General features: G+C 65.2%; 9 protein-coding genes. 8 read left to right on the forward strand and 1 reads right to left on the reverse strand.

What is annotated here, in order from left to right:
• Nucleotides 1-3 precede the first annotated feature (3 nt).
• Complete coding sequence (locus tag AC1DXS_RS10510) at nucleotides 4-1,068, forward strand: ABC transporter substrate-binding protein (RefSeq protein ID WP_477737455.1); 1,065 nt, start codon at nucleotides 4-6, stop codon at nucleotides 1,066-1,068.
• Nucleotides 1,069-1,158: 90 nt separating this feature from the next.
• On the opposite strand, the gene AC1DXS_RS10515 is transcribed toward AC1DXS_RS10510, so the two are convergent.
• Complete coding sequence (locus tag AC1DXS_RS10515; RefSeq protein WP_477737456.1) at nucleotides 1,159-3,411, reverse strand: heavy metal translocating P-type ATPase; 2,253 nt, start codon at nucleotides 3,409-3,411, stop codon at nucleotides 1,159-1,161.
• Nucleotides 3,412-3,503: 92 nt separating this feature from the next.
• Between AC1DXS_RS10515 and cadR the strand changes: the two genes are divergently transcribed.
• The 7 genes from cadR (at nucleotide 3,504) to AC1DXS_RS10550 (ending at nucleotide 11,086) form a co-directional block, all read left to right on the forward strand.
• Entirely contained in the window at nucleotides 3,504-4,010 is a 507-nt protein-coding gene (gene cadR, locus AC1DXS_RS10520) for a Cd(II)/Pb(II)-responsive transcriptional regulator (protein ID WP_477737457.1), read from the forward strand.
• 90 nt (nucleotides 4,011-4,100) lie between these two features.
• Nucleotides 4,101-4,832 carry a TetR/AcrR family transcriptional regulator gene (locus AC1DXS_RS10525; RefSeq protein ID WP_477737458.1) on the forward strand — a complete coding sequence of 244 codons (732 nt, stop codon included), beginning with the start codon at nucleotides 4,101-4,103 and terminating at the stop codon, nucleotides 4,830-4,832.
• Nucleotides 4,829-5,713 carry an SDR family oxidoreductase gene (locus AC1DXS_RS10530; protein ID WP_477737459.1) on the forward strand — a complete coding sequence of 295 codons (885 nt, stop codon included), beginning with the start codon at nucleotides 4,829-4,831 and terminating at the stop codon, nucleotides 5,711-5,713. The genes AC1DXS_RS10525 and AC1DXS_RS10530 overlap by 4 nt, the downstream gene beginning before the upstream one ends.
• Nucleotides 5,710-7,320 carry an acyl-CoA carboxylase subunit beta gene (locus AC1DXS_RS10535; RefSeq protein WP_477737460.1) on the forward strand — a complete coding sequence of 537 codons (1,611 nt, stop codon included), beginning with the start codon at nucleotides 5,710-5,712 and terminating at the stop codon, nucleotides 7,318-7,320. The genes AC1DXS_RS10530 and AC1DXS_RS10535 overlap by 4 nt, the downstream gene beginning before the upstream one ends.
• Nucleotides 7,321-7,410: 90 nt before the next feature.
• Nucleotides 7,411-8,589, forward strand: a complete 1,179-nt coding sequence (locus tag AC1DXS_RS10540) for an acyl-CoA dehydrogenase family protein (protein WP_477737461.1) — start codon at nucleotides 7,411-7,413, stop codon at nucleotides 8,587-8,589.
• A 15-nt stretch (nucleotides 8,590-8,604) separates the two neighbouring features.
• A complete protein-coding gene (locus AC1DXS_RS10545; RefSeq protein WP_477737462.1) occupies nucleotides 8,605-10,566 on the forward strand; it encodes an acetyl/propionyl/methylcrotonyl-CoA carboxylase subunit alpha in 1,962 nt (653 codons plus the stop codon).
• Nucleotides 10,567-10,582: 16 nt separating this feature from the next.
• Nucleotides 10,583-11,086, forward strand: coding sequence for a thioesterase family protein (locus AC1DXS_RS10550; protein ID WP_477737463.1), 504 nt, complete (start codon nucleotides 10,583-10,585; stop codon nucleotides 11,084-11,086).
• Nucleotides 11,087-11,488 lie beyond the last annotated feature (402 nt).

Raw genomic sequence — 11,488 nt, forward strand, 5'->3', positions numbered from 1 at the left:
TCCATGACCATCTCCCCACGATTCCTGACCGCCCGCGCCACCGCGGTGTCGCTTGCCATTCTTGCCGGCCTGGCCGGCGGCAATGCCATGGCCCAGACCAAGACGCTGTACATAGGCATGAACGGCGGCACCATGGAAAAAACCTATACCGAGCATGTTTTCGGCGCCTTCGAGAAAGCCAACAACGTCAAGGTCGTGGTCGTGCCCGGCACCTCCTCGGACATCCTGGCCAAGGCCCAGGCCAACAAGGACAACCCGCAGATGCACGTGATGTTCCTGGACGACGGCATCATGTACCGCGCCATCGGCATGGGCCTGTGCGAAAAAATGCAGGCCAGCCCCGCGCTGAACGATTTGTTCCCCACCGCGCGCTTCAAGGGCGATATGGCCGCCGGCGTCAACATCGGCATGACCGGCATCGCCTACAACAAGAAGATGTTCACTGAAAAAGGCTGGGCGCCGCCCACCTCGTGGATGGACATGGCCAACCCCAAGTACAAGGGCAAAGTGGTGTTCCAGTCGCTGTCTTCGTCGACCTTCGGCCTGCACGGCTTTTTGCTGTTCAACCGCATCCAGGGTGGCAACGACAAGAACGTGGAGCCCGGCTTCAAGGCCTGGCCCACCACCATTGGCCCCAACGTGCTGGAGTACATCCCGAGCTCGGCCAAGCTCGCTGAAATGGTGCAGACCGGCGAGGCCGCGATGTTCCCGCTCACGCCCACGGCCGTCGGCGTGCTCAAGGACAAGGGCGTTCCCGTGGAATACGTGCAGCCCAAGGAAGGCTCGGCCGTGCTGACCGTCGGTGAATGCGTGATCGCCAAGAACAGCGAACCCGCGCTGGCCCACAAGCTGGCCCAGTACCTGCTCTCGCCTGAAGCACAGGCGGCAGCGCTGGAGTTCGGCGACCAGATCCCGTCCAACCCCAAGACCAAATCGAGTGGCAAGGCCGGCGCGCTGGTGGCGCAGATGAACGAGTACATGAAGACCGCGACCACGGTGGACTGGGACGCGATCAATGAAAACCGCCCGGCCTGGAACGCGCGCTGGAACAAGACGGTCGAGCGCTGAGAATTCACCCCGGCCAGCGTGATTCGCAGCTGAAGAGAAAACAAAACCCGAAGCCGGCTTGCCGCTTCGGGTTTTTCTTTGGGTGGCTGTTCAGGATTTCTTGCGTTGCTGGCGCAGCAGCCGCAAGCCGTTGCCCACCACCAGCAGGCTTGCCCCCATGTCGGCAAACACCGCCATCCACATCGTGGCTGTGCCGAACACGGCCAGGACCAGGAAGATGCTCTTGATGCCCAGCGCCAGGCTGATGTTCTGCCACAGGATGGTGTGTGTGCGTTGTGACAGGCGCACCGTTTCGGCCACGCGCTCCAGGTTGTCGTTCATGATGACCACGTCGGCTGCTTCCATGGCGGTGTCTGCGCCGGCCCCGCCCATGGCGAAGCCGATATCGGCCTGGGCCAGCGCGGGCGCGTCGTTGATGCCGTCGCCCGTCATGCCGGTGGCGCCGTAGCGCTGCTGCATGTCGCGAATCGCTTCGAGCTTGGCTTCGGGCAGCAGGTCGCCGCGCGCGTCTGGGATGCCGGCCTGGGCGGCGATGGCTTGCGCTGTGGCGGCGTTGTCGCCGGTCAGCATCACCGGCGTGACGCCCAGGGCCTTGAGGTCGGTGATGGCCTGGCGCGATGTTTCCTTGATGGTGTCGGCCACCGCAAACAGCGCCAGCACACGGGTTTCGCCGGCCAGCAGGCTCACGGTGCGGCCCTGCTGTTCATGGCGGGCCAGTTCGGCCTCGAGTTCCGCGCTGCACAGGCCCATTTCATGGACGAGGCGGTGGTTGCCCAGCACAAGGCGCTGGCCGCCGGCCGTACCCGATGTGCCGCGGCCGGGCAGGGCTTTGAAATCCTGAACCTGCGCGGCTTCGGCTTTCAAGCCTGCCGCAATCGCCCTGGACACCGGATGGTCGGAGCGTGAGGCCATGCCGGCTGCCAGCTGCGGCAGGCGCGCCTCATCGGCGTCGCCCCAGGCGCGCCAGTCCACCAGTTTGGGTTTGCCTTCGGTGATGGTGCCGGTCTTGTCCAGCGCGACGGCCTTGAGCAGGCGCGCTTGTTCAAGATAAGTGCCGCCCTTGACCAGGATGCCGCGCCGCGCGGCAGCCGACAGGCCGCTGACGACGGTGACGGGTGTGGATATCACCAGCGCGCAGGGGCAGGCAATCACCAGCAGCACGAGTGCCTTGTAGAGCGACTCCTGCCAGGTCAATCCCGCCAGCAGGGGCATCAGCACGGCGACCGCGACGGCAATGGCGAAGACGGCGGGTGTGTAGACGGCGGCGAAGCGGTCGACAAAGCGCTGCGTGGGCGCGCGGCTGCCCTGGGCCTGTTCCACGGCATGGATGATGCGCGCCAGCGTGGTGTTGCCGGCTGCGGCGGTGACGCGGATGTCGATCTCGCCGGTTTCATTGATGGTGCCGGCAAACACCGCGTCGCCGGGCTCCTTGTCCACGGGAATGCTCTCGCCGGTGATGGGCGCCTGGCTGACGGCGCTGCTGCCCTGGACGACGACACCGTCCAGCGGCACACGCTCGCCGGGGCGTATGCGCACCAGCGCCTGCAGCGGTACTGCGGCGACCGGGGTGACGGCCCAGGCGCCCCCTTCGCCTTGCACCAGCGCCTGCTCCGGCGCCATGGCCAGCAGGCCTTTGATCGCGTTGCGGGCGCGGTCCACCGCACGGGCCTCGATCAGTTCGGCAATCGCGTACAGAGCCATCACCATGGCCGCTTCCGGCCACTGGCCGATGAGAAAGGCGCCGGTGACGGCCACCGACATCAGCGCGTTGATATTGAGCTTGCCGCGCAGCAGTGCGGCCATGCCTTTTTTGTAGGTATCCAGGCCGGCCAGCGCGATCGCCAGGGCTGCCACCGCCATGCCGGCGATCTTCCAGGCCAGCAGCTCAGGAGCGAAGAAGGCTAGGGCTTCGGCGCCCGCGGCCAGCACCAGTGCCGCAACCAGGCGCGTGGCGCCGCCGCCAAAACCGCCGTCGTGGTCGTGCGCATGGCGATGGTCATGCCCTTCATGGCTGTGCTCTTGCGATGAGGCGGAGCCGGCCGGCTGCGGGTCGAACCCGGCTTTGCGAATCGCCTCCAGGGCGGGTGCATAGGCTTCTTCGCTGGCGTCTATGCGCAGCGTGCGTGCGCCGAGTTGAAAGCCCAGCGAGCGTATGCCGGCAATAGGCTCCAGCGCGCGGCGTATGTCCGATTCCTCGGCGCTGCAATCCATGGTGGCGATGCGGAATGTTCGCCCTGCGGCGCTGCTTGTTACAGGTGTTGGCGTATGCGCCACATGGGCGCTGCCGCAGCAGTCGCCGGTAGGGGCATCCGGGCCAAAAGCGAGGGTTTTTTCTGGTTTCATGGCTTAATTGGAAACCCTGTAGCGGCATTAGAGTCAACACGGCTCGCCAAGTGACCCTACAGCGATGTTGGGCAGTGTTCAAGGAGGTCTTCATGAAAATCGGAGAACTGGCCAAAACCGCGCAGACCCAGACGGAAACCATCCGTTACTACGAACGCGAGGGCCTGCTGCCCGAGGCAGCGCGCACCGACGCGAACTACCGCATTTATGACGAAAGCCATGTGCAGCGCCTGGCCTTCATACGCCACTGCCGGTCGCTGGACATGACGCTGGCCGAAATCCGCACCTTGCTGAACTTCAAGGATGCGCCTGCCGGCAGTTGCGCCGACGTCAATAATTTGCTCGACGAACACATCAACCACGTCGCCACGCGCATACGCGAACTCAAGGCGCTGGAAAAAGACCTGAAGCTGCTGCGTGAGCAGTGCGCCAGCGGCCGGGCCGGTGACTGCGGCATCCTGGGCGAACTCGAAAAAGCCGCCCTGCGGCAAAGCCGGGAACAGGCGCCGGCCGACAAGGACCGGGGCCACGCGGCGCATATTCATGGCGCGCACCCACAAGTGGGGGCTTCCACGAAGGCGGGCAGCGGCCGCAGGTAGGCCTGCGGGCAAATCCGGGCTATCGGCCGCAGGTATTTTTACAAAGCACTTGCTTGCTAAAAATATCGGGTTTTGCTATGGTCCGTCTTTATGGATCAACCCGCCGCGCGCTCGCGCTCAGCCGCACGCGCCACCGCCCCCTCAAAAACCCAGCCCGACCGCGCTGAAAAACGTCCGCGCGGCCGCCCGCGCAAAACCCCGGACGAGCGCGATGACGGCAACCGCCGGGTCGAACTCATCAACGCCGCCGCCCGGCTGTTCAACAAAAAAGGCTTTGACGCCACCAGCACACGCGACATCGCGGCGGCGGTGGGCATGCACAGCGGATCGCCCTTCTACCACTTCAAAAGCAAGGGCGCGTTGCTCTTTGCGGTGATGGAAGAGGGCATGCGCTCGGCCCTGCAGCGGCAGGCCGATGCGCTGCAGGCGGCCGGCGCCTCCACCGGCGACGCGCCGGCCATGCTGCGGCTGTTGATTCGCAACCATTTCGCCGTGCTGCTGGGCCCTGGCAGCGACTTCATCCCCGTCATGCTGTATCAGTCGCGCTCCATCACCAGCCGGCAGCGCGCGTCGCTCGCCAGGCTGAAAAGCGATTACGAGGCGGTCTGGGAGCCTGTGCTCCAGGCCCTGGCCGGGGCGGGCCAGCTCAAGGGGCCGGTGAAGCTCGCGCGCCTCTTGATGTTCGGCGCACTCAACTGGTCGGTGCAGTGGTTTGACGCGAAAAAGCCCGCCACGCTGGACGACCTGACAGACGCGGCCATGGCGCTTTTCGTTCACGGCCCCGTGCGGAAAAAATCCTCCTCAACAAAGGCCCTGCCATGAGCTACCAATCGGTTTTCCAGCCTGGCCTGTTTGCCGGCAAAGTCATCGTCGTCACCGGCGGCGGCTCGGGCATAGGCCGCTGCGTTGCGCATGAACTTGCCGCCCTGGGCGCCCACGTGGTGCTGATAGGCCGGCAGATCGCCAAGCTGCATGACGTGGCGGGCGAAATCGTCGCCCAGGGCGGCCGTGTCAGTTTCCACCCCTGCGACATACGCCAGGAAGAAGCCGTCAAGACCACCATCACCGCCATCGTGGTGGCGCAGGGCCGCATCGACGGCCTGGTCAACAACGCCGGCGGCCAGTACATCACGCCGCTGGAGGCCATCAGCGCCAAGGGCTGGGAGGCCGTCATCAACACCAACCTGACCGGCGGCTTCCTCATGGCGCGCGAGTGCTATGTGCAGGCCATGCAGGGCAAGGGCGGCAGCATCGTCAACATCGTGGCCGACATGTGGGGCTCCATGCCCAGCATGGGCCACAGCGGCGCGGCGCGCGCCGGCATGGTGAGCTTTACCGAAACCGCCGCCGCCGAGTGGGCCAAAAGCGGCGTGCGTGTGAACGCGGTGGCGCCGGGCTACATTGCTTCCAGCGGCATGGACCACTACCCGCCCGAGGCCGGTCCCATGCTGCGCGAGATGCGCCACACTGTGCCGCTGGGCCGCTTCGGCACCGAAAGCGAAACTTCGGCGGCCGTCGTGTTTTTGCTCAGCAAGGCAGCGAACTTCATCAGCGGCGCGACGCTGCGCGTGGATGGCGCCAGGCCCCAGGTGCGCATGGGCTGGCCGATGGAGCGCCCCGACGCCGAGGCGCTGCAGCGTGAGGCGATCCAACCGTTTGACGGCTTTCACCTTGCAGCAACGCCGAAAGTCTTTCAGCCATGACACTGTTCCAGTCGGCCTGGAACGCGCAGTCGCCGCAAGCGGTGCAGCGACGCGCAGGCATGCTGGCGCGCATAGCGGCGCTGCGCGAGCTCGAGGAACGCAGCGCGGCGGCTTCGGCGAAATCCCGGCCGGCCTTTGACAAGCGCGGCCAGCTGCTGCCGCGCGAACGCGTCGCCTTGCTGCTCGATGCCGGTGCGCCCTGGCTGCCGCTGTGTTCACTGGCCGGCTACCTGCAGGACAGCACGGATGCCGCCCAGTCGGTGCCGGGCGGCGGTGTGGTGGCCGGCATAGGTTTTGTCAGCGGCGTGCGCTGCATGGTGGTGGCCAGCGATTCCGGCATAGAAGCCGGCGCCGTGCAGGCCATGGGGTTGGAAAAAATCCTGCGCGTGCAGGAAATCGCCCTGCAAAACAAACTGCCCTTCGTCCACCTGGTGGAAAGTGCGGGCGCCAACCTCATGCGCTACCGGGTCGAAGGTTTTGTGCAGGGCGGCGCGCTGTTCCGCAACCTGGCGCGCCTGTCGGCAGCCGGCATTCCCGTCATCACGGTGCAGCATGGCTCGGGCACGGCCGGCGGTGCCTACATGCCGGGCCTGAGCGATGTCGTCGTCATGGTACGAAACCGTTCGCGCGCCTTCCTGGCCGGCCCGCCGCTGCTGATGGCGGCCACCGGCGAGGTGGCGACGGAAGAGGAACTGGGCGGGGCCGAGATGCACACGGCGGTGTCCGGCCTGGGCGAATACCTGGCCGAAGATGACCGGCAGGCGCTGGGCCTGGCACGTGAGGTTGTGGCGCGCACTGCCTGGGCCCAGGCGCCGGCCATCGCGGGGCGTGAACCCCTGTATCCGGCAGAGGACCTCCTGGGCCTGGTGCCCGGCGATCTGCGCCAGCCGCTGGACATGCACGAAGTGATCGCGCGCCTGGCGGACGCTTCGGATTTCCTGCCTTTCAAGGCGCTTTACGGCGCGGCCACGGTCTGCGTGCAGGCGTCCCTGGGCGGGCATGCCGTGGGCATCCTCAGCAACAACGGCCCCATTGACGTGGCGGGCGCCAACAAGGCCACGCACTTCATCCAGCTGATGTGCCAGCTCGCGCACCCGATCATCTACCTGCAGAACACCACCGGCTATATGGTGGGCAAGGACAGCGAGCAGGCCGGCATGATCAAGCATGGCTCCAAGATGATCCAGGCTGTGACCAACGCCACGGTGCCGCAGATCACCATCCAGTGCGGCGCGTCCTTTGGCGCGGGCAACTACGGCATGTGCGGCCGCGGCTATGCACCGCGCTTTCTGTTCAGCTGGCCCAGCGCGAAGACGGCAGTCATGGGCGGCGAGCAGGCCGCGCGCACCATGCAGATCGTCAGCGAAGCGGCATTGGCGCGCAAAGGCATCACGCCGGACCCGGCGCAGTCGCAGGCCCAGTACGACAAGATCGTTGCCATGGTCGAGGCCCAGGCCGATGTGTTCTATACCTCGGGCCTGGTGCTGGACGACGGCGTGATAGACCCGCGCGACACGCGCGCCGTGCTCGCGCAATGCCTGGACATCTGTGCGCAGGCTCAAACGCGACAGACCAGGCCCCTGCAGTTTGGCGTGGCGCGCATGTAAATACCGTTCGGGCTGAGCTTGTCGAAGCCGGTCCGAATTAAAGAAACCCTTCGACAAACTCGGGGCGAACGGACCTCAAGGAGACACAACGTGCAGTACACCCACGAACACCTGGAAATCCAGAAAATCCTCAAGCGCTTCATAGACGCCGAGATCAACCCGCATGTGGATGAATGGGAAGCGGCCGAGATTTTCCCGGCGCATGAGGTCTTCAAGAAACTCGGAAACCTCGGCCTCCTGGGCTTGAGCAAACCCGAGGCCTACGGCGGCGCCGGCCTGGACTGGTCCTACAGCATGGCCATGGCCGAGGCGCTGGGGCATATCGAGTGCGGCGGCGTGCCCATGGCCATAGGCGTGCACACCGACATGTGCACACCGGCGCTGGCGCGCTTTGGCAGTGACGAGCTCAGGCGTGAGTTCCTGGCGCCCGCGATTGCCGGCGACACCGTGGGCTGCGTGGGCGTGAGCGAGCCCGGCGCGGGCAGCGACGTGGCTTCGATCAAGAGCTATGCGCGCAAAGATGGCGATGACTATGTGATCAGCGGCCAGAAGATGTGGATCACCAACAGCCTGCAAGCCGACTGGATGTGCATGCTGGTCAATACCGGTGAAGGTCCGGTCCACAAAAACAAGAGCCTGGTCATGGTGCCCATGCGCGATAAGGGCAAGCTGCGCAAAGGCATCGAGGCGGCGAAAAAGATCAGGAAGATCGGCATGAATTCCTCCGACACCGGGTTGATCTATTTTGACGAGGTACGCGTGCCGCAGCGTTACCTGATCGGCAGTGAAGGCTCAGGGTTTATCTACCAGATGATGCAGTTCCAGGAGGAGCGCCTCTGGTGCGCGGCCAACTGCCTGCAGTCGCTGGCCAACTGCATCGAATGGACGGTCGAGTGGGCGCACGAGCGCAAGCTCTTCGGCGCCGCGCTGGCCGACCAGCAATGGGTGCAGTTCAAGCTGGCCGAAATGAAGACTGAGGTCGAAAGCCTGCGCGCCTTGACCTACCGCGCCTGCGAGCTGTACGTGCAGGGGCAGGACGTGACCGAGCTCGCCTCCATGGCCAAGCTCAAGGCCGGGCGGCTCAACCGCCTGGTGCCCGACACCTGCCTGCAGTTCTGGGGCGGCATGGGCTACACCTGGGAGAACAAGGTGGCGCGCATGTTCCGCGACGGCCGCCTGGCTTCCATAGGCGGCGGGGCCGATGAGGTCATGATGGGCATCATCGCCAGGTTCATGGGCCTGGCCAAGTCCGGCAAGAAACCCGCCTGAGCCCAGTCCGGACGCATGGCAAAAAAAATCAAATCCTTGCTGGTGGCCAATCGCGGCGAGATCGCGCGCCGCATTGTGCGCACGGCTCACGCCATGGGCATGCAAACGGTGGCCGTCTATTCGGACGCCGATGCCGGCGCGCTGCATGTGCGCGAGGCCGGCACTGCTTGCGCGCTGGGTGGTGACAGCTCGGCGGACACCTATTTGCGCATTGACAAGCTGCTGGACGCGGCCCGTGCGAGCGGCGCCGACGCGGTGCATCCGGGCTACGGCTTTCTCAGCGAGAACGCGGCCTTTGCCGAAGCGGTGGTCGCGGCAGGCCTGACCTGGGTCGGGCCGCCGCCGGCTGCGATCCGGCAACTGGGCAGCAAGTCGGCCGCCAAGCAACTGGCCCGGGCGCAAGGCGTGCCCTGCCTGCCGGGCTACGAGGGCAGCGATCAATCGGAGACGCGTTTTGCGGCCGAGGCCGCAAACATGGCTTATCCCGTCATGGTCAAGGCCGTGGCGGGCGGTGGCGGGCGCGGCATGCGGCTGGTCGAAGCCGCTGCAGATTTGCGGACGGCCCTGCGCAGCGCGCGCTCGGAAGCCGCATCGGCTTTCGGCAGTGAGGACCTGCTGATCGAAAAAGCCTTGCTGAACCCTCGCCATGTCGAAGTACAGGTGTTTGCCGATGCGCATGGCCGGTGCATCCATCTGGGCGAGCGTGATTGTTCGGTGCAGCGGCGCCACCAGAAACTGATTGAAGAGGCACCCAGCCCCGCTGTCGATGCAGCCTTGCGCGCGCGCATGTGCGCCGCTGCCGTAAAGCTCGCGCAGGCAGCGGGCTATGTGGGCGCGGGCACGGTGGAATTCCTGGTCGAGGGAGAAGATTTTTTCCTCATGGAAATGAACACACGCCTGCAGGTAGAGCATCCCGTGACCGAAGCGGTGACCGGGTTGGACCTGGTCGAGTGGCAGCTGCGCGTGGCTCAGGGCGAGGCTTTGCCCCTGGCGCAAGAGGATGTGGTGTTCAGCGGCCATGCCATTGAGGTGAGGCTGTGCGCGGAAGATGAGGACTTCAGGCCGCACGCGGGCACGGTCCAGCGCTTTCGCGAGCCCGGCGGGATCCGTTTTGACCATGCGTTGTTCGAGGGTTTGGTGGTGCCGCCCCATTACGACTCCATGCTGGGCAAGCTGGTGGCGCATGCCGCCACGCGCTCAGAGGCTGTGGACAAACTGATCGCGGCGCTGCGTCGTACGGAGGTGCTGGGTTTGCCGACCAACCGCAGCTTTCTGGCCCATTGCCTGGACCATCCGGTGTTTCGGGATGGTGGGGCGCTGATTCCTTTTTTAGCGCAGCGCGGCGATGACGTGCGCGCGTCGCTACGCAAGGAGGAAGAGGGCGCACTGGTGCCGATGGGGCTGGCCGCGCTTTTCCCGGCGGCCGCCACCGATCTGCCATGCCCGTTTCCCAAGCCGCTCAGGCTGCGGCATCGCGGCCGCGTGCTGGATTTGCGCGTGCGGGAGCAGGGCCAACGCCGGCTGGAGCTTGAAGACGATGGCCGGATTGTTCAGGCGGCGACGGCACCGGGCACTGACGGCGCCCGCGTGGTCAGCGTGGACGGCAGGCGGCAGCATGCCGCGGCTGTGCGCCTTGAAGACGCCGTGGGAAGCGGCGCTCCCCGCTGGCACGCCCAGGCGGGCGGCATAGACCTCTTCCTGGAAGACGCGCGCTTCGAGGCCACGACGAGCGGCAGCGCAGCCGCGGCAAAGGAACTGCGCGCGCCCTTTAACGGCAAGGTCATCGCCGTGCATGCGGTCCCCGGCCGGGCTGTGCGGCGCGGCGACACATTGCTGGTGATTGAATCCATGAAACTGGAGCACGCGATCAACGCCCCGCACGACGCGGTGCTGGCCGCCGTGCTGGTGGAAGCCGGCCAGCAGGCCGCGCCCGGCCAGGTTCTACTGAGGTTTGAAGCATCGAGCGCCGCGCACTGACTACATACACGGAAAAATGAAAACCATGACAAAAGCACCCCCACCCGCTTTCACAAGCCCAGTCACCTTCGAACCGGAATTCATTGCCGGCCTGAAGGACCTCTTCGAAGAAAAAATCGTCTTCAACAAGCTGCTGGGCCTCAACATCACCTCGGTCACGGCCGAGCGGGTCACAGCCCGCATCGACATGCGCAACGAGCTGATAGGCCACTATGCGCACAACCGTATCCACGGCGGTGTGATCAGCGCCGGCCTGGACGCCATGGGCGGGCTGGCCGTGATGGCCGCCATAGGCGCGCGCCATATGGACGAGGCGCCGCTGCAGCGCCTGCATCGCTTTGCCAAGCTGGGGACGATCGACCTGCGCATTGATTACCTGCGGCCGGGGATCAGCGAGCACTTTGAGTTGCGGGCGGAGGTGATGCGGTTGGGGTCGCGGGTTGCGAGTACGAGGATGGAGTTCCTCGGCGCCGATGGGAAGCTTTTTTCCACTGGCGCTGGGGCCTATATTGTTTCTTAGCCGGGTCTTGCGCCGGCGGGCGCGCTCTACCCCTTCTTCCTTCTCCCTTCTTCGTTTTTTTTGCTCACTCTGCTGAGGGTTGCTGGCCGGGGGTTGCCCGGCGGCAAGTAACTTTCTTTTGCTTCGCCAAAAGAAAGTCACCAAAGAAAAGGCGACCCGCAGTCTGGGTCCCTACGCTTCGCTTCGGGCAACCTGCGGTGCTCGAGCCAAGCGGGGTCAAAAACAACTCGCTTCGCTCAAACACGTTTTTGCCCTGATCCGCTTGTCTCTGCGCTCCTCGGCCCAGCCAGGACGGGGCAATCGGGAGCGGGAACGGAGACAAAAGACAAAGAAGACCGATACAAACAAGGACACGCCGTGGCGTGTCCTTGTGGTTTAGGTATTCGGATTTCTGTCTTCGGC

It is taken from the genome of Polaromonas sp. P3_B1, assembly GCF_056402935.1.